The following is a 21,680-nucleotide window of genomic DNA, read 5'->3' as shown; positions in this document are numbered from 1 at the left end:
TGTCATGGCTGAATCCCTGCCCCTCAAACGGTTGGTCACTCGCCTGCTGGTCATGGTCGTGGCGATGTTCGCCTTTGGTTTCGCCCTGGTGCCGATCTACGACGTGATGTGCAAGGCGTTTGGCATCAACGGCAAGACTGCCGGGCAGTATGAAGGCGAGCAGATCGTCGACCCGACGCGCCAGGTGCGGGTGCAGTTCCTGTCTACAAACGCCATCGACATGGTCTGGGACTTCTACGCCAAGGCGGACGAGGTGGTGGTCAACCCAGGCGCTGTGACCGAGATGCTGTTCGTGGCCCACAACCCCACTGACAAGCCGATGACCGCCCAGGCCGTGCCAAGTATTTCCCCGGCCGAAGCGGCGATGTACTTCCACAAGACCGAGTGTTTTTGCTTCACCCAGCAAGTGCTGCAGCCAGGCCAGCGTATCGAGATGCCCGTGCGTTTCATCGTCGATCGAGACATGCCCAAGGATGTGAAGCATTTGACCCTGGCGTACACGCTATTTGATATCACTGCGCGCCAACCGCCCGTGGCTTTGCATACCGGCGGCTAGCTACTGTTTGCCCCCTCAATCGGGAGAGTGAATACATGTCGAATCATGATACGTACTACGTACCGGCACAAAGCAAGTGGCCGATAATTGCCACGTTTGGCCTGCTGATCACCGTGTATGGCCTGGGCGTGTGGTTCAACGATCTCAAGGCCGCTCGCCCGGAATCCCACGGCCCGTGGATCTTTTTCGTTGGTGGGCTGCTGCTGGCCTATATGTTGTTCGGCTGGTTCGGTGCGGTGATCAAAGAAAGCCGCGCGGGTTTGTACAGTCCGCAGATGGACCGCTCGTTTCGCTGGGGGATGAGCTGGTTCATCTTTTCCGAAGTGATGTTCTTCATCGCCTTCTTCGGTGCGCTGTTTTATGTGCGGCACATGTCCGCGCCCTGGCTGGCCGGTGAAGGCTCAAAGGGCGTCGCGCACATGCTGTGGCCGAATTTCGAATTTGCCTGGCCATTGCTCAACAACCCTGACCCGAAACTCTATCCCGCCCCCGAGGGCACCATCAGCCCGTGGGGCTTGCCGCTGGTCAACACCATCCTGCTGGTGAGCTCCAGCGTGACCATCACCATCGCCCACCATGCCTTGCGCAAAGGCCATCGTGGCGCGCTGAAAATCTGGTTGGCGCTTACCGTGCTGCTGGGCCTGGCGTTTCTCGGGTTCCAGGCCGAGGAATACATCCACGCCTATAAAGAGCTGGGCCTGACGCTGGGCTCCGGTGTGTATGGCGCGACGTTCTTTATGCTCACCGGATTCCACGGTGCCCACGTGACCATCGGCACGATCATTTTGTTTGTGATGCTGATGCGCATCCTGCGTGGCCACTTCAACGCCGAGCACCAGTTTGGTTTCGAGGCAGCCAGTTGGTATTGGCACTTTGTGGATGTGGTGTGGATCGGGCTGTTTTTCTTCGTCTACGTACTGTGAGGCGTCTTACCACGGCGCGTGAGAAACCAGCTGGCCGCTGAAAAATCCCCAAGTGATCAGCATGAGGGTGATCACGGCCAGTACGACACGCACGGTCAAGGCAGTGACGAGGCGGTTGGAGTTGCCTTCGTCCTTGACCAGAAAGAACAGGCCACTGAACAGGCTCACAACAGTCGCGATCAGCATCAGGGCAATGGCTGCTTTGAGCATGGTCTGGCTCCTGGATTTTGATGGGCATTGATGAAGAGCGGCGGGCAATGAAAACAAGTATAGCCAGCGCCATAAAACAGTTTCGCCCCGGTATTGCGCCAACATTGGTGGTGTTGGTGCTGCTGCCGTTGATGGTGGGATTGGGTTGCTGGCAGCTGTCGCGCGGGCATGAAAAGCAGCTGTTGCTCGACAGCTATGCCGAGCGCCGCGCGGCTGAGCCGATGAGCAGTGAACAACTCAATGACACGGCAGACCCGGCGTTTCGCCGTGTGCATCTGCGTGGTCAATTCGACGCCGACCATAGCGTCTTGCTCGACAATCGCATGCGCAATGGCAAGGCCGGTGTCGAGTTGCTGCAACCCTTCCACGATCAGGCCAGCGGCCTGTGGCTACTGCTCAATCGCGGCTGGCTGCCCTGGCCGGACCGCCGCACACCGCCCGCCTTCACCACACCAGAGCAGCCGTTGAATATTGATGCGTGGGTGTACGTCGCCCCTGGCGAAACCTTCCAACTGCATGCCGACCCCGCAGCCACGCAATGGCCGCGATTACTCACGGCGCTGCATCCCGCAGCGCTTTGGACAGAGTTGGGCCGCAGTGGCTTTGCCTACGAACTGCGCGCTGAAGCCGGCCCCGGTACCTACGAAACGACTTGGCCGGTGGTCGCCATGGGCCCGGAGAAACACCTGGCCTATGCCGTGCAGTGGTTCGCCATGGCGCTGGCGCTGCTGGTTCTTTACCTCTATCTCGGATCGCATAACAAGAAGGAGAAGCCCCATGGGAGCGGCCACGAATCCACTCAACATGTCTGACCTGCCCGATCGGCGCAAAGGCCGCTGGCAACTGCTGCTGATCCTGCTGATGGTGATCGGCCCGATGGTGCTGGCCACGTTTATGTACAAGCTGCAGTTCTGGGTGCCGGACAGCCGCAGTTATCACGGCGAGATGATCGGCAATGGCCAGACCCGCGCCGATATCGGCGTGCAGGCGGATGAACAGCGCTGGCAACTGCTGGTGACTGCGCCCGCCGCCTGCGCCGCCGATTGCCAGCAGTTGGTGTACCTCGCGCGGCAATTGCAGATCGGCCTGGGGCGCGATGCCTCGCGCGCCAGTCACGCGTTGGCCGGTGCGCAACCGGTCGGTGCCGATTACGAAGCCAAGCTGAAAGCCGAATACCCGCAATTGCAGCGCTATCAACTGGACCTTTCGACGTTTAACAAAAACGCTGCCGCGCCGGGCGATGCGCAACTGTGGATCGTCGACCCCCACGGCAACCTGGTGCTGCGCTACGACGCCAAGGTCAAGGGCAAGGACCTGCTCAACGACCTGCGCCACCTGCTGAAATTGTCGAACATCGGATAAGGGCATCGTCATGGCCAAACCTGGATTTCGCCTCGCGTTGTTTGCCACCTTGCTGGCGCTGATCGTCGTGCTGCTCGGCGCCTATACCCGCCTGACTCACGCCGGCCTCGGTTGCCCGGACTGGCCGGGTTGTTATGGTTTTATCAGCGTGCCGCAAAGTGAAGCCCAGTTGGCCCATGCCGAATTGCATTTTCCTGACACGCCAGTGGAGGCCGACAAAGGCTGGGCCGAAATGACCCATCGCTACTTCGCTGGCACTCTGGGTCTTTTGATTGCGTTGTTGGCGGCGCGCTCTTGGAGTCATCGGCGTGACCCAGGCCAGCCGGTCAAGTTGCCGTTGTTTCTGCTGGCGGTGGTGTTTGCCCAGGCGGCGTTTGGGATGTGGACGGTGACCTTGAAGCTGTGGCCGCAGGTGGTGACAGGCCATCTGCTTGGCGGCTTTGCCACCTTGAGTCTGCTGTTTTTGCTGACCTTGCGCCTGTCCGGTGTACTGCCCGCGCTAATCGTGCCCAAGCGCCTGCAATATTGGGCGACGGCTGGTTTGGTGCTGGTGATCGGACAGATTGCGCTCGGTGGTTGGGTCAGCTCCAATTACGCGGCCGTGGCCTGTGTCGACTTGCCCACGTGCCATGGACAGTGGTGGCCGGCGGCAGACTTTGCCAATGGCTTTCACCTGACCCAACACATAGGCCCAAATTATTTGGGCGGCCAGCTCGACAGCGAGGCGCGCACGGCCATTCACCTGACCCATCGTATAGGCGCAGTACTCGTGACCCTGGTCCTGCTCGGCCTGGCCTGGCAACTGCGCGCGGTGGGCATGACGCGTCTGTCGGGCTTGTTGCTGATCGCCCTCGGCGTGCAAATCTGCCTGGGGTTGAGCAATGTGATGTTCGGCCTGCCGCTGGCAGTAGCGGTCGGGCATAACGCGGGCGGTGCCGGGTTGCTGCTGACCCTGGTGCTGGTCAATTACCACGCCCGCACCAGCCTGGTTCGGGTGCGCAATCAGTTGCCGTTCGGCTGGCGCTTCATCCCGCGCAAACACGTATCAGGCCTCATCACCCTTAAAGGAGAGATGCCATGGCGACCTTGATCGGCGCGCGTCACGATCAGGCGATCTGGCGTGACTATCTAGAGCTGACCAAGCCGAAAGTAGTGGTGCTGATGCTCATCACGTCCCTGGTGGGAATGTTCCTCGCCACCCGCGCGGGCGTACCGTGGACGGTGCTGATTTTTGGCAACTTGGGCATTGCCCTGTGCGCGGGCGGCGCGGCGGCCGTCAACCATGTCGTGGATCGGCGGATCGATGCGGTGATGGCACGCACTCACAAGCGGCCCCTGGCGGAGGGTCGGGTGTCGCCGGTTGCGGCGCTGGCCTTTGCATTGTTTTTGGCTGTTGCAGGGCTGGGCCTGTTGCTGGCGTTCACCAATGCCCTGGCGGCGTGGCTGACCTTGGCCTCGCTGCTCGGCTACGCCGTGATCTACACCGGATTCCTAAAGCGCGCGACGCCGCAGAATATTGTCATCGGCGGGTTGGCTGGCGCTGCACCGCCGCTGTTGGGTTGGGTCGCCGTCACCGGTCACATCAGCGCTGAACCGCTGCTGCTGGTGCTGATCATCTTCGCTTGGACCCCGCCGCACTTTTGGGCCCTGGCCATCCACCGCAAAGAGGAATACGCCAAGGCCGACATCCCCATGCTGCCAGTGACTCACGGCGAGCACTACACCAAGGTGCATATCCTGCTCTACACCTTTGCCCTACTGGCGGTGAGCTTGATGCCCTACGTGATCCATATGAGCGGCCCACTGTACCTGGCGTGCGCGCTGGTATTGGGCGCACGCTTTCTGCAATGGGCCTGGGTGTTGTACCGTGGCGGTCGGCCGCACGCGGCGATCAACACCTTCAAGTACTCTATCTGGTACTTGTTCCTGCTGTTTATCGCCCTGCTCGTAGACCACTACCTACTGTTGAACCTATGACTCGAACTCAAAAAACCGTCTTCATCCTGGTGGCCATCGTCGCGTTGATCATGGGCCTGACCGTCAACAAAGTGCTTAGCGGAAAAGGCCAGGGTGACCCCACCGCGCTGATCGACGCCGGCATCATCCTGCTGCCGCAAAGCCGTCAGCTACCGCCTGTGACCATGACAAATCAGGACGGCCAGCCGGTGGCGTTCAATGAGTTGAAGGGGAAGTGGAGCCTGTTGTTCTTCGGCTACACGTTCTGCCCGGATATCTGCCCGACCACCCTCGCCCAATTGCGCCAGATCAAAAGCGAACTGCCGAAAGAGGCTGTGGATAAGTTGCAAGTGATCCTGGTCAGCGTCGACCCGCATCGCGATACCCCGACTCAGCTCAAGCAGTACTTGGGCTACTTCGATCCGCAATTTGTGGGCCTGACCGGCGCGAATGTGGAGGATGTGCAGAAGGTGTCGAATGCGGTGAGCATCCCGTTTATTCCGGCAGATACCAGCAAGCCGAACTACACCGTCGATCACAGCGGTAACCTGGCGCTCATCGGCCCGGATGGCACGCAGCGTGGGTTTATTCGTTCGCCGTTGAACAACCAGAAATTGGTGGCGCAGTTGCCGGGGTTGTTGCAGCGCAATTAGATGCACCCCCAAAACAAATGTGGGAGGTGGCTTGCTCCCGATTGCTGAGTGCCAGTCACTGCATCTGGTGACTGACCCACTGCTATCGGGGGCAAGCCCCCTCCCACATTGTTTGATCTCTGGTGTATTGGAGATCGGGTAGATCAGAACGCCGGCTTGATCGCGCCTTTGTACTTCTCTTCGATGAATTGCTTCACTTCAGGCGTGTGCAGGGCGGCTACCAGCTTCTTCACCGCGTACGAATCCTTGTTGTCTTCGCGGGTGACCAGGATGTTCACGTAAGGCGAGTCGCTGCCTTCGATCACCAATGCATCCTTGGACGGGTCCAGCTTGGCTTCCAAGGCGTAGTTGGTGTTGATCAACGCCAGGTCGACCTGGGTCAGCACGCGCGGCAGGGTGGCGGCTTCCAGTTCGCGGAACTTCAGGTTTTTCGGGTTTTCGGTGATGTCTTTGATGGTCGACAGGATGTTGGTCGAGTCCTTCAATTTGATCACGCCGGCTTTATCCAGCAGCAACAGCGCGCGGCCGCCGTTGGTGGCGTCGTTAGGGATCACGACGTTGGCACCGCTTGGCAGCTCGTCCAGCTTTTTGTACTTGCTGGAGTAGGCGCCCAGAGGCTCCAAATGCACCGCGCCGACGCTCACCAGGTGAGTGCCCTTGGCTTTGTTGAATTCATCCAGGTACGGCTGGTGCTGGAAGAAATTAGCGTCCAGGCGTTTTTCCGCTACCTGTACGTTGGGCTGTACGTAGTCGGTGAAGACTTTGACCTGCAGGTCCACGCCTTCTTTGGCGAGGGCAGGTTTCACGAATTCCAGGATTTCCTCGTGGGGTACCGGCGAAGCAGCGACCGTCAGGGTCTCGGCATGGGCGGAAAACGCGGCAACGGCGGCGAAAGCAACCAGTAGTTTTTTCATCCAACAAGCTCCTTGTTCGGGCATGTGCCGGCTTTTGGCCGGCAATGGCCGTTATTTTCGAGAAAAGTGCACCACCAGCCTGTCGCCGACGGTTTGCAGAATTTGCACCAGGATCAACAGCATCACCACGGTGACCACCATCACATCGGTCTGGAAACGCTGGTAACCGAAACGGATCGCCAGGTCGCCCAGGCCGCCAGCGCCGACCACACCGGCCATGGCCGTGTAGGACACCAGCGTAATCGCCGTCACCGTAATTGCCGCGAAGATGCCGGGGCGTGCTTCGGGCAACAGTGCATTGGTGATGATCTGGCGAGTGGTTGCGCCCATGGACTGGGTGGCTTCGATAATGCCGCGGTCCACTTCACGCAAGGCGGTTTCCACCAGACGCGCGAAGAATGGCGTGGCGCCCACCACCAGCGGCGGAATCGCACCGGCCACGCCCAGCGAGGTGCCGGTGATCAGTACGGTGAACGGGATCATCACAATCAGCAGGATGATGAACGGCAGCGAGCGCAGGATATTCACGATCAGCGACAGCAGCGCGTACAGGCCTTTTTGCTCGAACAGCTGGCGCGGGCTGGTCAGGAACAGCAGCACGCCCAACGGCAGGCCTAGTAGCACGGTAAAAAACAGCGAACCGAACAGCATGATCATGGTGTCGCCGGTGGCGAGCCAGATTTCGGACCAGTCGATATTGGCGAAGAAACTCAGGAAGATTTCCATTAGCGCAGCACCTCCATGTGGACGTCTGCGGCGGTGAAGCGGGCAAAGGCCGCTTCCATGTCACCGCCGGTGACCGCGAGGGTCAGTTGCCCATAAGGGATGTCTTTGATGCGGTCGATACGGCCGGCGAGGATGCTGTAGTCCACACCCGTTTCGCGGGCGACGGTGCCCAGCAGCGGCGCGTAGGTTGCGTCGCCCTGGAACGTCAGACGTACGATGCGGCCCGGTACGTGGGCGAAGTCATCGCGCTGCTCGCCTTCGTCGACCTGTTCGGCTTCTTGTACAAAACGTTTGGTGGTCGGGTGCTTGGGATGCAGGAAAACGTCGGCTACCGAACCTTGCTCGACGATCACGCCGGCGTCCATCACGGCCACCTGGTCGCATACGCGGCGGATCACGTCCATTTCATGGGTGATCAGCACGATGGTCAGCTTCAGCTCGCGGTTGATCTCAGCCAACAGTTGCAGGACCGACGCGGTGGTCTGTGGGTCAAGGGCGCTGGTGGCTTCGTCGCACAGCAAGATCTTTGGCTTGGTCGCCAGGGCGCGGGCGATGCCGACGCGCTGCTTCTGGCCGCCGGACAATTGCGCGGGGTACTTTTTGGCGTGGTCCGACAAGCCGACGCGGGCGAGCAGTTCAGCCACGCGCAGGTCGATGTCTTTACGCGACAGTTCTCCGGCCAGGGTCAGTGGCAATGCCACGTTATCGGCGACGGTCTTGGACGCCAGCAGGTTGAAGTGCTGGAAGATCATCCCGACCTGCTGGCGGAAGCGGCGCAGGCCGTTGGCGTCCAGGGCGGTGACTTCTTCGCCGTCGACCGTGATCTGGCCGCCACTGGGCTCTTCCAGGCGGTTGATCAGGCGCAGCAAGGTGCTTTTACCCGCACCCGAGTGGCCAATCAGGCCAAACACCTGGCCGTTTTCGACGCGCAGACTGGTGGGGTGCAGTGCGGGGATATCCTTACCGGCGACGCGGTAGGTTTTATGGACGTTTTGAAACTCGATCACGTAGCGAACCTTGTGGGGCGCATTGAAAAGGGATCAGCGGTTAGCCGGGCGCGCATTTTAGCCTGTCCATCTAGTGTTTCTTAGCATTTATTTCGCATTCAACCTGCGATTTGGCAATAACGCGATCAAAGGTCATAAAAAAGGAACGGCCCAAAACCCCATCAGTCACTACTTAAGCAACTCGATTTCCCAGGTGCCGTGCCTGGGGTTTTGCTCAAACGAGCCGGGCACCGCTCTGGCCACTTTGAATAAGGAGTTTTGACTGATGAGTACCAAGAAGCCAGCCACACCGCCGAAGAGTGACCTTGCGGGCACCGATACCCTGGATCGTGGTAACACCAACGCCAAATTACACAGCCTGGAACAGTTTCGCTCAGACGCCACTGGCCAAGCCTTGCGCACCAACCAAGGTGTGAAGATTTCCGACAACCAGAACAGCTTGAAGGTCGGCGCGCGAGGGCCTTCGCTGCTGGAAGATTTCATCATGCGTGAAAAGATCACGCATTTTGACCATGAACGCATCCCCGAGCGCATCGTGCATGCCCGGGGTACGGGCGCCCATGGTTATTTCCAATCCTATGAGAACCATTCGGCGCTGACCAAGGCCGGCTTCCTACGCGACCCTGGGCATAAAACCCCGGTGTTCGTGCGTTTTTCCACCGTGCAAGGCCCACGTGGTTCCGGCGATACGGTGCGTGACGTGCGTGGCTTTGCCGTGAAGTTCTTCACTGATGAAGGCAACTTCGACCTGGTGGGCAACAACATGCCAGTGTTCTTCATTCAGGACGCGATCAAATTTCCGGACTTTGTGCACGCGGTAAAACCTGAGCCGCACAACGAGATTCCTACCGGCGGCTCGGCGCACGACACCTTCTGGGATTTCGTCTCTCTGCAACCGGAGTCGGCACACATGGTGATCTGGGCCATGTCCGACCGGGCTATTCCTAAAAGCCTACGGAGCATGCAGGGTTTTGGCGTACATACGTTCCGCTTTATCAATGCCGAAGGCGTCTCCAATTTCGTTAAGTTTCACTGGCGCCCTACCGCCGGTACCTGTTCGTTGGTGTGGGACGAAGCACAAAAACTCGCAGGTAAAGACACCGACTACCACCGTCGCGACCTGTGGGAGTCCATTGAAACCGGTGATTACCCTGAGTGGGAACTGGGCGTACAGGTAATCCCTGAAGACAAGGAACACGCCTTCGACTTCGACATTCTCGACCCGACGAAGCTGATTCCGGAGGAATTGGTGCCGATTACGCCGCTGGGCAAAATGGTGCTGAACCGCAACCCGGATAACTTCTTTGCTGAAGTTGAGCAGGTGGCGTTCTGCCCTGGGCATATCGTTCCGGGCATCGACTTCTCCAATGACCCACTGCTGCAGGGGCGCCTGTTTTCCTACACCGACACGCAGATCAGTCGCCTGGGCGGCCCGAACTTTCATGAGTTGCCGATCAATCGGCCGGTAGCGCCATTTCATAACGGCCAGCGCGATGCTATGCACCGCACGGTGATTGACAAGGGGCGTGCTGCCTACGAGCCCAATTCGATCGATGGCGGTTGGCCGAAAGAAACGCCACCTGCGGCGCAGGACGGTGGTTTCGAGTCGTACTACGAGCGTGTTGATGCCAATAAAGTGCGTGAGCGCAGTGAATCGTTCGGCGACCACTTCTCTCAGGCGCGCCTGTTTTTCCGCAGCATGAGCAAGCATGAGCAAGAGCACATCATTGCGGCGTACAGCTTTGAGCTGGGCAAGGTCGAGCGTGAGTTTATTCGTGCGCGGCAGGTCAACGAGATCCTGGCCAATATTGACCTGGAACTGGCCAAGCGCGTGGCGCAGAACCTCGGCCTGCCGGTACCGAAAAAGGGCACAGTGGAAGAGCGCGAGACCGCGTTGGCACGCTCGCCTGCTTTGAGCCAGGCGAACTTGCTGCCTGCGGATATCAAGACGCGCAAGGTGGCGATCTTGGCGGCGAATGGCGTGGACGGCGTGGCGATTGCGGCATTGAAGAAGGCCTTGGAAGCCGAGGGTGCGCACGCCAAATTGCTGGGTCCAACCTCGGCACCGGTCACCACGGCGGATGGCAAGAGCCTGCCGGTGGACGCGACGATGGAAGGAATGCCGTCCATCGCGTTTGATGCGGTCTTTGTGCCTGGCGGTAAAGAGTCAGTGAAGGCGTTGAGCGCGGATGGTGTGGCGTTGCACTACGTGCTGGAGGCTTACAAGCACTTGAAGGCTATTACCGTCGCCACTGATGCCAAGTCGCTGTTGGATCTGTTGAAGCTTGAGGTGGATGCGGGGCTGATCGTGGGGTCGGATGCGAAGGCGTTCAAAGCGTTCTTTGCCGCGATTGGGCAGCATCGGGTATGGGATCGTGAGCCTAAGGCCAAAGCGATTCCGGCTTAACTAATTGGGTGTCTGTTAGACCGCTATCGGGAGCAAGCCCCCTCCCACATTTTGAACTGTGAATACACTCAAAATGTGGGAGGGGGCTTGCTCCCGATGCGTTTATTGCGCCTTGCGCGGAATCAACACAACCTGCGCCGGGATGTGTTTCAGAATCTGCCTGTGAATCTTCAGCTCATACGCCGAATCAATGCGTTTCACCCGTTTGGTCAGCAGCGTAGCCAACCACGGGTAATCCTCGGTGCGTGGCGCCTGAATGCTCACGTCGCACTGGTAATTCACCACGTCGGTGGCAATCGCATCCAGTTGATGGCGCAATTCTTCGATATTGGTGAGGTTCAAGGCCACCGTGGTGCTGGGCGCCGCCGGGTCGATGACCTTGGCGGCGGGCTTGGCCTCGGCGGCCTTGAGCGCCTCTTCGGCTTTATCCAGTTCGACCTTGCGGGCGTGGGTAATAGCGCTGTTGACGCCGCCGGTCAGGGCTGGCGCCTTGGGCATCAGCGCGCGGGCGCGGCTCAGGGCGGTGGCGGCGGCATTGACGTCACCTTTTTGCAGCACGATCTGGCTGCGCTGCAGGTAGGCTTCGGCCAATTGGCGCTGATAAGGCTCTAGTGTCGGGTCGTTAGGCGACTGGGCCTGCAACGCTGCCAACTGGTCTTCGGCAGTGGCAAGCTCGCTGCTGGCGAGGTTTTGCTCCAGCTGCGCGATGGCCGCAGCACGTGGGTCCGGAGCCTCGGGGGCGGCGGGCGGTGTGCTTTGGCAGGCGCCCAGCAGCAGGGAAAATGCGGCAAGGAGCAGATAACGGGAGGTGAACGGCTTCATTCCTGCGACTCTCTATTTGCGCAAAAAGCGAGCAAGTCTACACCCCTCGACGGGGCAGGACAAAACTCAGCAGAAACAGGGCGGCGGCCGCGACCACAATCGATGGTCCGGCTGGCGTGTCCTTGAACCAGGACAGCGCCAGGCCTCCGCACACTGCCAGCATCCCCAGAAGGCTTGCACCGATGGCCATCTGCTCGGGTGAGCGGGCGTGGCGTTGGGCGGCGGCGGCGGGGATGATCAGCAGCGACGTGATCAACAATACGCCGACAATCTTCATCGCGACAGCGATCACCACGGCGATCAACAACATTAGGGCCATGCGCAAAGCCGATACGGGCAAGCCTTCGACCCTGGCCAGTTCTTCATGCACCGTGATTGCCAGCAGTGGGCGCCACAGGACTACCAGAAGCACCAGAACAGCAGCACTGCCGCCGAGGATCCAGGCCAGGTCCGTTGGGCTGATCGCCAACAGATCGCCGAACAGATAGGCCATCAGGTCGATGCGGACTTCATGCATAAAGCTCAGTACGACCAGGCCTAGTGACAACGTGCTCGGCGCCAGAATGCCCAGCAGGGTGTCCGAGGCCAGCGGCTGGCGCTGTTGCAGGGTTACCAGCAGCACCGCCAGCAGCAGGCAGCCCACGGTCACGGCGATGGTCGGGCTTACATCCAGCAGGAAACCCATCGCCACGCCCAGCAGCGCGGCGTGGGACAAGGTGTCGCCAAAGTACGCCATGCGACGCCAGACCACGAATGAGCCCAGCGGGCCAGCCACTAGCGCCAAAGCCAAGCCTGCCAGCAGGGCGTAAAGCAGAAAATCAGCCATGCTTGCAGCTATCTCCATGAACGTGGGTATGAGGTGTGGCCGGATCGTCAACCACAGCGCCATGCAGGTCATGGGCGTGGTCGTGATGGTGGTGGTAGATCGCCAGGCTCTGGGCATTTTTGCCGAACAACTCGACAAACGCCGGGTCGCCGCTGACCTGTTCCGGGTGGCCGGAGCAGCACACGTGGCGGTTGAGGCACACCACTTGGTCAGTGGTGCTCATGACCAGGTGCAGGTCGTGAGAGACCATCAGCACGCCGCAGCCGTGGCGGTCGCGCAGGCGTGTGATCAGGCTGTACAACTCGGCCTGGCCGGCGACATCGACGCCCTGCACGGGCTCATCTAGCACCAGCAACTCGGGCTCGCGCAGCAGGGCGCGGGCCAGCAGTACGCGCTGCATTTCGCCGCCGGAGATGCTCTGCACCGGGCTGTCGATCACTTGTTCGGCGCCAACTTCCTTAAGTGCAGCCTGTGCGCGGACACGGTCTACGCCAGGCACCAGGCGCAGGAAGCGAAGTACAGAGAGGGGCAAGGTCGGGTCGACGTGCAGCTTCTGCGGCATGTAACCGACGCGCAGCTTGGGCTTGCGCCATACGCTGCCGCTGTCGGGCTTGAGCAGGCCAAGCACGGCACGCACCAGGGTGGTCTTGCCGGCGCCATTTGGGCCGATCAGGGTAACGATCTGCCCCGGCTCTACGCTCAGTGCGATGTTATCCAGCACGCTTTGCCCGGCGAACGTGACCCCAACCTGCTCCAGTCGGATTAACGCGTTGCTCATCAAGCCCCCTGGCAGCCCGCGCACAGGCCGACCACTTCGACCGTTTGCCCTTCGACCCTGAAGCCAACGTCGGCGGAGCTTGTGATAATGGCGTCACTGATGCTTTTTTGTTCAAGTTCGATGGCGGCGTGGCACTCGCGACAGATGAGGAACTGACCCTGGTGTGCGTGCTCTGGGTGGTTGCAGCCGACAAAGGCGTTGAGCGATGCGATGCGGTGTACCAGGCCGTTTTCCAACAGGAAGTCCAGCGCGCGGTACACGGTTGGAGGCGCGGCGCGGCGGCCGTCCTGCTCGCTGAGCACGCCCAGAATGTCATAGGCGCCCAGCGGCTTGTGGCTCTGCCACACGAGCTCCAGCACCCGGCGACGCAAGGCGGTCAGGCGCAGGCCTTTCTGCGCACACAGGGTGTCGGCTTCCGACAGCGCGGTGTGCACGCAGTGAGAGTGGTCGTGGGGACGGCTGGCAAGCGGTGTTTTAGGCATGAGCGGCGACAGATATTTGATAGAGACGTTATTATGTTACCCGTTCCTACGTCATTGAGTGGTCATCGTGTCCCGACTTTTTCCCGTTTTTGTCGTTTTCATCACCAGTTTGTTCATCGCAGGCACAGTTCAGGCCGAGGTACGGGTACTCACCAGCATCAAGCCTCTGCAGTTGATAGCCGCGGCTGTGCAGGACGGCGTGGCCGTGCCGGAGGTGTTGTTGCCCCCCGGCGCATCGCCGCATAACTTCGCGTTGCGCCCATCCGACGTACGGCGTGTGCAGTCGGTGGATCTGCTGTACTGGATTGGGCCGGATATGGAGAGTTTCCTGCCTCGCGTGTTGAAAGGTCGTACAGCGACGACGGTAGCGGTGCAAGACTTGCCGGGAATGAAACTGCGTCGTTTCGGTGAAGATAGCCATTCTCACGCTGACGATGCCGACGAACATGACCACGATCACCGCCCGGGCAGCCTGGATGCGCATCTGTGGTTGTCCACGGTAAACGCCCGGGTGATTGCTGCACGTATGGCAGCCGACCTGAGCGCCGCTGACCCAGTGAATGCCGAGCGTTACCAGAGCAACGCAAAGGCGTTTGCCGGCCGTCTGGACGCCCTGGATGAACGCCTGAAAAAACGCATGGCGAGCATCGGCGACAAGCCTTACTTCGTGTTCCACGAAGCCTTTGATTACTTCGAAGATGCTTACGGGCTTAAGCACACCGGCGTGTTCAGCGTCGCCTCCGAAGTACAGCCAGGCGCCCAGCATGTAGCGGCAATGCGTACTCGCTTGCAGGAAGTGGGCAAGACCTGCGTGTTCAGTGAACCGCCGTTGCGCCCGCGCTTGGCAGAGACGCTGGTGGCCGGGCTGCCGGTGAAACTGGCTGAATTGGATGCGTTGGGCGGGTATACACCGGCGACGGCTCAGGGTTATGAGCAGGTGCTGGAGAAGCTGGGAAATGACTTGGCCGGTTGCCTGGAGTCGTTGTAAGCCTCACAACGAAGATCAAATGTGGGAGGGGGCTTGCCCCCGATGAAGGCGCTTCAGTCGATGATAATTTGACTGATGCATCGCCATCGGGGGCAAGCCCCCTCCCACATTTTTGACCGGGTTGGTCCTTAGAGCGCGAATGGCAGGTGGACGTTGACCTGCTGGCGCTGCGCCAATCGATGTTCGAACTCGGCGGGATCGTGAATCAACACGTCCTGGCCGGCAAATGACTCAGCGGCAATCAGCCGTGACAGCCAGAACCGCACGCATGCCACTCGCAACATGGTCGGCCAGAGCTCCGCTTCCTTCGCTGTAAACGGTCGCAGTCCAGCATAAGCGCCCAACAACGCACGAGCGCGTTGTCCGTCGATCACACCATCGTCATCCGAACACCAGTCATTCAGCGCGATTGCCACGTCGTAGAGCATCGGGCCCGAGCAGGCATTGTAGAAGTCGATCAAGCCCGTCAGGTGTGTACCTTCGAACATTGCATTGTCGCGGAACAGGTCAGCGTGCACGTTGGCGCGCGGCAGGGCGAGAATCTCGGCCTTATGGGCTTCGATTTCAGTCAATGCAGCGTTCAGCAGGCTTTGCTGTGCATCGTTCAAATGCGAAATTAGCTGCGCACCTTCGCTGAGCATCCAGTCCAGGCCGCGATCAGTTTTGCGTTCCAGCACCTTCTCGCCTTGCGTCGCCAAGTGCAGGTGACCAAGCAACTCACCTACTTGGGCGCAATGCTGTGCGTTGGCGTCTTTGATGTGCTTGCCGGCCAGGCGTGGTTGCAGCAGTGCCGGTTTACCCTTCAATTCGCGCAAAGCCATGCCATCGGTGGTCCGCAGGGCGTATGGCACAGGCAGATCGGCGTCGTGGAGCACGTCGAGCAGTTCGATGAAGAACGGCATCTCCGCGACAGGGCCGCGCTCAACGAGGGTCAGGACGAATTCGCCCTGCTCCAGGCTGATAAAGAAATTGGTGTTTTCGCTGCCGGCAGCAATCCCCTGGAAATCAAGCAGGCGGCCGAGCCCGTAAGGGGCGAGAAAGGTTTCCAGCTCGGGCCGAGCCAGGGGGGTGAACACAGACATGGTTAAAACTGCCATTACGGGCGCCGCTGTGGGCGGCGCCAATTGAAGTTAAGAAATCATTTCCATTCGAAGATCTTCCATGACGGGATCAGCATATCCGGCTGGTCAGAGCGGATGAAGTTTGCGTCGGTTCCGTCCGCGCGCACCAGGAAATAGGGAGGAGCACCTTTAACGGTCACCTTGATTGCATACAGGAAGCCGTTTTGACGGTACTCCTGAATAGTCCTGTTGCCTTCCGTGCGAATGGTCACTTCCGGGTCGCCCGAAGGCGCATCGTCTGCCGCCATGGCAGCCATCGGAGCGAGTGCAATCAAGCCAGTCAACAGCAGGCGATTGAATGTACGCATGATAACCTTGTCCCTTTGTTTTCATTGGTCCGGCTATTCTAGCGCCAGACCCGCCGAAAAGGTTGATCCTGCTCATGAGCCAAGCGCCCCTCGTCCTGGTGGACGGTTCTTCTTACCTGTACCGCGCCTTCCACGCGCTGCCACCGCTGACCACCTCCAAAGGCCTGCCGACCGGTGCGGTCAAGGGCGTGTTGAACATGCTCAAAAGCCTGCGCAAGCAGTACCCGGACAGCCCCTTTGCGGTGGTGTTCGACGCCAAGGGTGGGACTTTTCGTGATGACATGTACGCCGAATACAAGGCTAACCGTCCGAGCATGCCCGATGACATGCGCGTGCAGATTGAGCCGCTGCATCAGAGTGTGATCGCCTTGGGCTTCCCGCTGCTGTGCGTTGAAGGCGTTGAGGCCGATGATGTGATCGGCACCCTGGCCCGCAGCAGTGCGGCGGCTGACCGTCCGGTGGTGATCTCCACCGGCGATAAGGACATGGCGCAGTTGGTCGACGGGCACATTACCTTGGTCAATACCATGACCGGTAGCGCCATGGACGTGGACGGCGTAAAGGAGAAATTTGGCGTCGCTCCGGAGCAGATCATCGACTATCTGGCGTTGATGGGTGATTCGTCCGACAACATCCCGGGCGTTCCGGGGATTGGTCCTAAGACCGCTTCCGGCTTGCTGGTGGGTGTGAATGGCGGCCTCAAAGAGCTTTATGAACAGTTGGATATTGTGCCGACTCTGCCGATCCGTGGTGCCAAGACGCTGCCGGCCAAGCTTGAAGAGCACCGGGAGATGGCGTTTCTTTCCTACCAACTGGCGACGATCAAGATTGATGTGCCGCTGGACGTGGGATTGGACGATCTGCACCTGATTGAACCAGACCGCGAGAAGCTGCTGGAGCTTTACACGCTGTTGGAGTTCAAGAGCTGGATTGATGAGATTCAGCGCGATGCCAAGCGTGTTGAACTGAAGGCGGTGCCGGTGGCTGAGAAAGCTGTTGAACTCCAAGCGCCCGTAGAAGCCTCGTACACCACAATCCTCGACCAGGCCACGTTCGATCTTTGGCTGAAGAAGCTAAACGACGCGAAGTTGTTCGCTTTCGACACTGAAACTACCGGGATCGACGCCCAACAGGCGCAACTGGTCGGGGTTTCCTTCGCTGTGCAGCCCCATGAAGCTGCGTACATCCCGCTGACCCACTCCTACATTGGCGCGCCGGAACAGCTGGATCGTGACACCGTACTGCTGGCCTTGAAGCCGTTGCTGGAAGATCCGTCCAAGCTCAAGGTAGGCCAACACGCCAAATTCGACATGAATATCTTGGCCAACTGCGCCATTGGCGGCGACCCGGCAAACGGCATCACCGTGCGTGGCATCGCGTTCGACACAATGCTTGAGTCCTACGTGCTGAACTCCACCGCGACGCGCCATGATATGGACAGCCTGGCCAAGAAGTACCTGGACTACGACACTGTCAGCTTCCAGGACATCGCTGGCAAAGGCGCCAAGCAGTTGACGTTTGACCAGATTGCGCTTGAACAAGCGGGTCCCTATGCGGCCGAAGACGCAGATGTAACCTTGCGGTTGCATCAGGAACTGCATGCGCAACTCGCTGCTATCCCGAGCCTGGCCAGTGTGCTGACGGACATCGAAATACCTTTGGTACCCGTGCTGGCCCGCATCGAACGCCAGGGCGCTTTGGTCGATGCGAAGTTGCTCGGCGTTCAGAGTATTGAGTTGGGCAACAAGATGGTTGAGCTGGAACGCCAGGCCTTCGAGATCGCTGGTGAGGAATTCAACCTGGGTTCACCTAAGCAACTCGGGGCGATTCTCTACGAAAAGCTGGGTCTGCCGGTGCTGAAGAAGACAGGCAAAGGACAGGCGTCTACCGCCGAAGAAGTGCTCGCCAAGCTGGCCGAAGATGACTATCCGCTGCCTAAGGTACTCATGCAGTACCGCAGCATGAGCAAGCTCAAAAGCACTTACACCGATCGCCTGCCGGAGCAGATTAACCCGCGCACCGGGCGTGTTCACACGTCATATCATCAGGCCGTGGCGGCAACCGGGCGCTTGTCTTCCAGTGACCCGAACCTGCAGAACATCCCCGTGCGTACCGCCGAAGGGCGGCGGATTCGTCAGGCATTCGTGGCGCCCAAGGGCTACAAACTGCTGGCGGCGGACTATTCGCAGATCGAACTGCGGATCATGGCGCACTTGTCCAAGGATGAGGGGCTTATGAACGCGTTCCGCAACGACCTGGATGTGCATACCGCGACGGCGGCTGAGGTATTCAAGGTCGAATTGGCTGAGGTCACGTCCAATCAGCGTCGCAGTGCCAAGGCAATCAACTTTGGTCTGATCTACGGCATGGGGGCACAGAAGCTCGGCAAGGACATCGGCGTCGATACCAAGACTGCAAAGGCTTACATCGACGTGTACTTCGCTCGCTACCCAGGGGTTCGCGACTACATGGAGCGCACCCGCGCCCAGGCTGCCGATCAGGGGTACGTGGAAACCTTCTTCGGTCGCCGGCTGTATTTGCCGGATATTAATTCCAATAAGCCTCAGGAGCGCGCGGCTGCAGAACGCACCGCGATCAACGCGCCTATGCAGGGCACGGCGGCGGACATCATCAAGAAAGCCATGGTGCTGGTGGATAACTGGCTGACCGACTCGGGCCTCGATGCCAAGGTGATCCTGCAGGTACACGACGAATTGGTGCTTGAGGTGCGTGAGGACCTGGTCGAGCAGGTCAGTGAGAAGATTCGCGAACACATGAGCGCGGCGGCACAGTTGGATGTGCCGTTGGTGGTCGACGTGGGCGTTGGCGATAACTGGGACGAAGCACACTGATATCGGGCGTTTGCCACCACCGGGCGTGGTGGCAGAGTGCTTTAGTTCAAAAGTCGACGTTGGTTATTTCCAATAGTTTTCTGATACCGCCGGAACTTAACCCGTGAACTGCTACTCAGAGTTACTGAATGGGTGGTGAAGCCCTTCAATGCTCCTATGTTGTGTTAAGTGTTGGCAGATATCTGGGCCCCGCCCTAGCGGTCCAGAACTTGAACCCCGAACTTCCCCTCCCCATACGAAGTCCGGGGTTTTTTTTGCCCGCAGAAAAGTTACTCGGCGATTTCCGCGCCCTTGTCTGCTAATTCCATCCAGCCGGCCAGTACGGTGTAGGCCTCTTCCAGGCCCATGCGCTTAGGCGCCGAGAACAGCTGGATGGTGATTGTGTCACCCCAACCTTTGCGGATTTCGGCCTGCACTTTGAGCAGAGTGTTCTTGGCGGCGCCGTAGGTCAGCTTGTCGGCTTTGGTCAGTAGGATATGCATGGGCATGCCGCTGGCGACGGCCCAGTCGAGCATCAGCAGGTCGAAGTCAGTCATTGGATGACGGATGTCCATCATCAGAATCAAACCCTTCAAACTCTCCCGGCCACCCAGGTAAGCCTCCAGGTGACGCTGCCAGTGCAGCTTCAGCGGGATAGGTACTTTTGCATAACCATAGCCCGGAAGGTCGACCAGACGCCGATCATCGTCTAGCTTGAAGAAATTGAGCAGTTGCGTGCGGCCCGGTGTTTTCGAGGTGCGCGCGAGGCTGGCGTGGGTCAGGGTGTTCAGCGCGCTGGACTTACCGGCGTTGGAACGGCCGGCAAAGGCGACTTCAAAGCCCTCGTCATCAGGGCATTGGTCTACTTTGGCGGCGCTGAGCATAAAGGTGGACTGTTGGCACAGGCCTAGGATGGGATTCTTGAGTTGCATGAGATTTCCGATGTGGGCGGTGCCGAGAAAGGGTGCGGCAAGCGGTGTCGTTTCCGTTTCAGTAGCGCCAGTATATAATGCCGCAGATTTTGTGTGTGCTTTGTCCCAGCGAAGGATGAGGTACACGGGAGCGAAAGACCTTTATTGCGCATTAGAACGCAAAACGCTCTCAAACCCTGAAAAGGTCGATGTATGACCTGATGGTTGCTCGCTTTTGGTGCCCTGATCCCGCTTTACGGCGCTCAGGCTACACAGGAACCGGAAGCGCTGTACAACCGAGTTTGCGTGGCCACGACAGTGCGACACGTGAGCGAGGGTTTCAAGGCAATGCCGCCGCGTGGTTTGTGCATGGACTGCAGTACTGAGGATTACCATGCCGTCATTGAGTTGATGGTGAGTAAACCCGGTAGATAACTCTTAAACCCTTAGCCGTAGTTGGATTAGCTGATGAACAAATTGATCGTGAGTCTGCTGTTGACCTTGGGCATCACTGGCGCTGCCGTCGCTGCAGAGGGCCCCATTAAAGGTGATGCCACTGCCGGTCAAGCGAAAGCCGCTGTGTGTGGTGCCTGCCACGGACCGGATGGCAACAGCCCGGCGCCGAACTTCCCCAAACTCGCTGGCCAGGGTGAGCGTTACCTGACCAAGCAGATGCAGGATATCAAGAGCGGCAAGCGCACTGTGCTGGAAATGACCGGCCTACTGGCTAACTCCAGCGATCAGGACCTGGCAGACATCGCGGCGTATTTTGCCAGCCAGAAGGGCAGCGTGGGAGCTGCTGATCCTAAATTGGTGGCACGCGGCAAGAAGCTATTTCGCGGTGGCAATCTGGATAAAGGCCTGCCGGCCTGCACCGGCTGCCATTCACCGAACGGCGCAGGTATTGCGGCAGCGGCCTTTCCTCACTTGAGTGGTCAGCACGCTCAATACATCGCCAAGCAGCTGACGGATTTCCGCAAGGAAGAAGGTGGTCGAGCTAACGATGGCGATGCGGCGATCATGCGTACCATCGCCCGCAAGCTGAGCGATGAAGACATCGCAGCCCTCTCCAGTTACATCCAGGGCCTGCACTAAGCGCCTGCAACGTTAACGCTCGATTAATCCCGCGATGCAAGCATAAAAAGGGTGGCCCAGGCCGCCCTTTTTTGTGGCCGGTGCCGTTACACTAACGAACTCATGCCCGCGTAGACCTGTCACACCTAAAGGTCGCGTAAGGCGACTTTATTTGTCCAGGAGTAAAGCATGCGTAATCTGATCCTCAGCGCCGCTCTCGTCACTGTCAGCCTTTTCGGCATGACCGCACAGGCTGCCGACGTGCCGCTTGAAGCCGGTAAAACCTATGTGGAATTGGCCAACCCAGTGCCTGTTTCTGTGCCGGGAAAGGTCGAAGTGGTGGAGCTGTTCTGGTACGGCTGCCCGCATTGCTACGCGTTTGAGCCAGTCATCAACCCTTGGGTCGAGAAGCTGCCTAAAGACGTGAACTTCAAGCGCATCCCGGCCATGTTCGGCGGTCCATGGGATGCCCACGGCCAGCTGTTCCTGACCCTGGAAGCCATGGGCGTGGAGCACAAGGTCCACAACGCGGTATTCAACGCGATCCAGAAAGAAGGCAAGCGCCTGACCAAGCCAGAAGAAATGGCTGACTTCGTCGCGACCCAAGGTGTCGACAAAGACAAGTTCCTGGCCACCTTCAACTCGTTCGCCATCCAAGGCCAGATCAAGCAGGCCAAGGAACTGGCACAGAAGTACGGCGTACAAGGCGTACCGACCATGATCGTCAACGGCAAATACCGTTTCGACCTGGGCACTACTGGTGGTCCTGAAAATACCCTCAACGTTGCAGACCAGCTGATCGCCAAAGAGCGCGCAGCCAAGTAA

At 59.3% G+C, this 21,680-nt stretch carries 24 protein-coding genes; 13 read left to right on the top strand and 11 right to left on the bottom strand.

Going from position 1 to position 21,680, the window contains the following annotated elements:
• The first annotated feature begins 4 nt into the window (after positions 1-4).
• Both ACVWXD_RS24380 and ACVWXD_RS24375 read left to right on the top strand, forming a co-directional pair.
• Entirely contained in the window at positions 5-556 is a 552-nt protein-coding gene (locus ACVWXD_RS24380; protein WP_032885075.1) for a cytochrome c oxidase assembly protein, read from the top strand.
• Between the two features lie 35 nt (positions 557-591).
• Positions 592-1,479, top strand: coding sequence for a cytochrome c oxidase subunit 3 (locus ACVWXD_RS24375; RefSeq protein WP_095185294.1), 888 nt, complete (start codon positions 592-594; stop codon positions 1,477-1,479).
• Between the two features lie 6 nt (positions 1,480-1,485).
• Here the strand turns inward: ACVWXD_RS24375 and ACVWXD_RS24370 are convergent, their stop codons facing one another.
• Positions 1,486-1,689, bottom strand: coding sequence for a twin transmembrane helix small protein (locus ACVWXD_RS24370; RefSeq protein WP_032885073.1), 204 nt, complete (start codon positions 1,687-1,689; stop codon positions 1,486-1,488).
• A gap of 47 nt (positions 1,690-1,736) precedes the next feature.
• Between ACVWXD_RS24370 and ACVWXD_RS24365 the strand changes: the two genes are divergently transcribed.
• From ACVWXD_RS24365 to ACVWXD_RS24345, 5 genes are read left to right on the top strand one after another with little or no spacing between them, the layout of a single operon-like run.
• Positions 1,737-2,501 (top strand): SURF1 family protein, encoded by a 765-nt coding sequence (locus tag ACVWXD_RS24365; RefSeq protein WP_095185321.1) that lies wholly within the window; start codon positions 1,737-1,739, stop codon positions 2,499-2,501.
• Complete coding sequence (locus tag ACVWXD_RS24360; RefSeq protein WP_032885072.1) at positions 2,467-3,051, top strand: hypothetical protein; 585 nt, start codon at positions 2,467-2,469, stop codon at positions 3,049-3,051. The genes ACVWXD_RS24365 and ACVWXD_RS24360 overlap by 35 nt, the downstream gene beginning before the upstream one ends.
• Before the next feature lie 10 nt (positions 3,052-3,061).
• Positions 3,062-4,141 (top strand): COX15/CtaA family protein, encoded by a 1,080-nt coding sequence (locus ACVWXD_RS24355; protein ID WP_032885071.1) that lies wholly within the window; start codon positions 3,062-3,064, stop codon positions 4,139-4,141.
• Positions 4,129-5,028, top strand: a complete 900-nt coding sequence (gene cyoE, locus ACVWXD_RS24350; protein ID WP_032885070.1) for a heme o synthase — start codon at positions 4,129-4,131, stop codon at positions 5,026-5,028. The genes ACVWXD_RS24355 and cyoE overlap by 13 nt, the downstream gene beginning before the upstream one ends.
• Positions 5,025-5,660 (top strand): SCO family protein, encoded by a 636-nt coding sequence (locus tag ACVWXD_RS24345; RefSeq protein WP_032885068.1) that lies wholly within the window; start codon positions 5,025-5,027, stop codon positions 5,658-5,660. The genes cyoE and ACVWXD_RS24345 overlap by 4 nt, the downstream gene beginning before the upstream one ends.
• A 143-nt stretch (positions 5,661-5,803) precedes the next feature.
• Here ACVWXD_RS24345 and ACVWXD_RS24340 read toward each other — a convergent pair whose 3' ends face one another.
• Genes ACVWXD_RS24340 through ACVWXD_RS24330 form a run of 3 tightly spaced genes read right to left on the bottom strand, consistent with a single transcriptional unit; the run spans position 5,804 to position 8,307 of the window.
• A complete protein-coding gene (locus ACVWXD_RS24340; RefSeq protein ID WP_457371412.1) occupies positions 5,804-6,574 on the bottom strand; it encodes a MetQ/NlpA family ABC transporter substrate-binding protein in 771 nt (256 codons plus the stop codon).
• A 51-nt stretch (positions 6,575-6,625) separates the two neighbouring features.
• Positions 6,626-7,300: a methionine ABC transporter permease gene (locus ACVWXD_RS24335; RefSeq protein WP_032885064.1), complete on the bottom strand. Its 675-nt coding sequence runs from the start codon at positions 7,298-7,300 to the stop codon at positions 6,626-6,628.
• On the bottom strand, positions 7,300-8,307 hold the full coding sequence (locus ACVWXD_RS24330; protein ID WP_032885062.1) for a methionine ABC transporter ATP-binding protein: 1,008 nt from the start codon (positions 8,305-8,307) through the stop codon (positions 7,300-7,302). Before ACVWXD_RS24330 ends, ACVWXD_RS24335 begins: the two co-directional genes overlap by 1 nt.
• Before the next feature lie 265 nt (positions 8,308-8,572).
• Here ACVWXD_RS24330 and katE point away from each other — a divergent pair, with 265 nt between their 5' ends.
• Complete coding sequence (gene katE, locus ACVWXD_RS24325; RefSeq protein WP_099601834.1) at positions 8,573-10,714, top strand: catalase HPII; 2,142 nt, start codon at positions 8,573-8,575, stop codon at positions 10,712-10,714.
• 102 nt (positions 10,715-10,816) lie between these two features.
• On the opposite strand, the gene ACVWXD_RS24320 is transcribed toward katE, so the two are convergent.
• Genes ACVWXD_RS24320 through zur form a run of 4 tightly spaced genes read right to left on the bottom strand, consistent with a single transcriptional unit; the run spans position 10,817 to position 13,622 of the window.
• Entirely contained in the window at positions 10,817-11,536 is a 720-nt protein-coding gene (locus tag ACVWXD_RS24320) for a PA5502 family lipoprotein (RefSeq protein WP_032885060.1), read from the bottom strand.
• Between the two features lie 37 nt (positions 11,537-11,573).
• Entirely contained in the window at positions 11,574-12,362 is a 789-nt protein-coding gene (gene znuB, locus ACVWXD_RS24315; RefSeq protein ID WP_032885058.1) for a zinc ABC transporter permease subunit ZnuB, read from the bottom strand.
• A complete protein-coding gene (gene znuC / locus ACVWXD_RS24310) occupies positions 12,355-13,140 on the bottom strand; it encodes a zinc ABC transporter ATP-binding protein ZnuC (protein ID WP_032885056.1) in 786 nt (261 codons plus the stop codon). Before znuC ends, znuB begins: the two co-directional genes overlap by 8 nt.
• The gene (gene zur / locus ACVWXD_RS24305) at positions 13,140-13,622 is read right to left on the bottom strand and encodes a zinc uptake transcriptional repressor Zur (RefSeq protein WP_032885055.1); all 483 of its coding nucleotides are present in this window, start codon (positions 13,620-13,622) and stop codon (positions 13,140-13,142) included. The genes znuC and zur overlap by 1 nt, the downstream gene beginning before the upstream one ends.
• Before the next feature lie 58 nt (positions 13,623-13,680).
• Here zur and ACVWXD_RS24300 point away from each other — a divergent pair, with 58 nt between their 5' ends.
• Positions 13,681-14,610 carry a zinc ABC transporter substrate-binding protein gene (locus ACVWXD_RS24300; protein ID WP_260366936.1) on the top strand — a complete coding sequence of 310 codons (930 nt, stop codon included), beginning with the start codon at positions 13,681-13,683 and terminating at the stop codon, positions 14,608-14,610.
• Between the two features lie 128 nt (positions 14,611-14,738).
• Here ACVWXD_RS24300 and ACVWXD_RS24295 read toward each other — a convergent pair whose 3' ends face one another.
• Together ACVWXD_RS24295 and ACVWXD_RS24290 are read right to left on the bottom strand one after the other, a co-directional pair.
• Positions 14,739-15,692 (bottom strand): homoserine kinase, encoded by a 954-nt coding sequence (locus tag ACVWXD_RS24295; protein WP_122754125.1) that lies wholly within the window; start codon positions 15,690-15,692, stop codon positions 14,739-14,741.
• 56 nt (positions 15,693-15,748) lie between these two features.
• The gene (locus ACVWXD_RS24290; protein WP_032885051.1) at positions 15,749-16,039 is read right to left on the bottom strand and encodes a DUF2782 domain-containing protein; all 291 of its coding nucleotides are present in this window, start codon (positions 16,037-16,039) and stop codon (positions 15,749-15,751) included.
• Between the two features lie 74 nt (positions 16,040-16,113).
• Between ACVWXD_RS24290 and polA the strand changes: the two genes are divergently transcribed.
• On the top strand, positions 16,114-18,891 hold the full coding sequence (gene polA, locus ACVWXD_RS24285) for a DNA polymerase I (RefSeq protein ID WP_260366935.1): 2,778 nt from the start codon (positions 16,114-16,116) through the stop codon (positions 18,889-18,891).
• A gap of 269 nt (positions 18,892-19,160) precedes the next feature.
• Here the strand turns inward: polA and yihA are convergent, their stop codons facing one another.
• Positions 19,161-19,802, bottom strand: a complete 642-nt coding sequence (yihA, locus tag ACVWXD_RS24280; protein WP_032885049.1) for a ribosome biogenesis GTP-binding protein YihA/YsxC — start codon at positions 19,800-19,802, stop codon at positions 19,161-19,163.
• Between the two features lie 204 nt (positions 19,803-20,006).
• Here yihA and ACVWXD_RS24275 point away from each other — a divergent pair, with 204 nt between their 5' ends.
• The 3 genes from ACVWXD_RS24275 to dsbA all read left to right on the top strand — a co-directional run bounded on the left by ACVWXD_RS24275 (position 20,007) and on the right by dsbA (position 21,680).
• Positions 20,007-20,216: a cytochrome gene (locus ACVWXD_RS24275; protein ID WP_242460938.1), complete on the top strand. Its 210-nt coding sequence runs from the start codon at positions 20,007-20,009 to the stop codon at positions 20,214-20,216.
• A 33-nt stretch (positions 20,217-20,249) separates the two neighbouring features.
• Entirely contained in the window at positions 20,250-20,876 is a 627-nt protein-coding gene (locus tag ACVWXD_RS24270) for a c-type cytochrome (protein WP_095185302.1), read from the top strand.
• A gap of 168 nt (positions 20,877-21,044) precedes the next feature.
• Positions 21,045-21,680 (top strand): thiol:disulfide interchange protein DsbA, encoded by a 636-nt coding sequence (gene dsbA, locus ACVWXD_RS24265; RefSeq protein ID WP_032885047.1) that lies wholly within the window; start codon positions 21,045-21,047, stop codon positions 21,678-21,680.

This window comes from Pseudomonas sp. TE3911, assembly GCF_054062775.1.
Note: the sequence above shows the minus strand (reverse complement) of the source record. Positions and strands in the feature narration are given on the sequence as shown.

Coding starts and splice junctions, on each gene's coding strand:
- ACVWXD_RS24380 (WP_032885075.1), top strand. CDS start 5: ATGGCTGAATCCCTGCCCCTCAAACGGTTGGTCACTCGCCTGCTGGTC.
- ACVWXD_RS24375 (WP_095185294.1), top strand. CDS start 592: ATGTCGAATCATGATACGTACTACGTACCGGCACAAAGCAAGTGGCCG.
- ACVWXD_RS24370 (WP_032885073.1), bottom strand. CDS start 1,689: ATGCTCAAAGCAGCCATTGCCCTGATGCTGATCGCGACTGTTGTGAGC.
- ACVWXD_RS24365 (WP_095185321.1), top strand. CDS start 1,737: ATGAAAACAAGTATAGCCAGCGCCATAAAACAGTTTCGCCCCGGTATT.
- ACVWXD_RS24360 (WP_032885072.1), top strand. CDS start 2,467: ATGGGAGCGGCCACGAATCCACTCAACATGTCTGACCTGCCCGATCGG.
- ACVWXD_RS24355 (WP_032885071.1), top strand. CDS start 3,062: ATGGCCAAACCTGGATTTCGCCTCGCGTTGTTTGCCACCTTGCTGGCG.
- cyoE (WP_032885070.1), top strand. CDS start 4,129: ATGGCGACCTTGATCGGCGCGCGTCACGATCAGGCGATCTGGCGTGAC.
- ACVWXD_RS24345 (WP_032885068.1), top strand. CDS start 5,025: ATGACTCGAACTCAAAAAACCGTCTTCATCCTGGTGGCCATCGTCGCG.
- ACVWXD_RS24340 (WP_457371412.1), bottom strand. CDS start 6,574: ATGAAAAAACTACTGGTTGCTTTCGCCGCCGTTGCCGCGTTTTCCGCC.
- ACVWXD_RS24335 (WP_032885064.1), bottom strand. CDS start 7,300: ATGGAAATCTTCCTGAGTTTCTTCGCCAATATCGACTGGTCCGAAATC.
- katE (WP_099601834.1), top strand. CDS start 8,573: ATGAGTACCAAGAAGCCAGCCACACCGCCGAAGAGTGACCTTGCGGGC.
- ACVWXD_RS24320 (WP_032885060.1), bottom strand. CDS start 11,536: ATGAAGCCGTTCACCTCCCGTTATCTGCTCCTTGCCGCATTTTCCCTG.
- znuB (WP_032885058.1), bottom strand. CDS start 12,362: ATGGCTGATTTTCTGCTTTACGCCCTGCTGGCAGGCTTGGCTTTGGCG.
- znuC (WP_032885056.1), bottom strand. CDS start 13,140: ATGAGCAACGCGTTAATCCGACTGGAGCAGGTTGGGGTCACGTTCGCC.
- zur (WP_032885055.1), bottom strand. CDS start 13,622: ATGCCTAAAACACCGCTTGCCAGCCGTCCCCACGACCACTCTCACTGC.
- ACVWXD_RS24295 (WP_122754125.1), bottom strand. CDS start 15,692: ATGTCTGTGTTCACCCCCCTGGCTCGGCCCGAGCTGGAAACCTTTCTC.
- ACVWXD_RS24290 (WP_032885051.1), bottom strand. CDS start 16,039: ATGCGTACATTCAATCGCCTGCTGTTGACTGGCTTGATTGCACTCGCT.
- polA (WP_260366935.1), top strand. CDS start 16,114: ATGAGCCAAGCGCCCCTCGTCCTGGTGGACGGTTCTTCTTACCTGTAC.
- yihA (WP_032885049.1), bottom strand. CDS start 19,802: ATGCAACTCAAGAATCCCATCCTAGGCCTGTGCCAACAGTCCACCTTT.
- ACVWXD_RS24270 (WP_095185302.1), top strand. CDS start 20,250: ATGAACAAATTGATCGTGAGTCTGCTGTTGACCTTGGGCATCACTGGC.
- dsbA (WP_032885047.1), top strand. CDS start 21,045: ATGCGTAATCTGATCCTCAGCGCCGCTCTCGTCACTGTCAGCCTTTTC.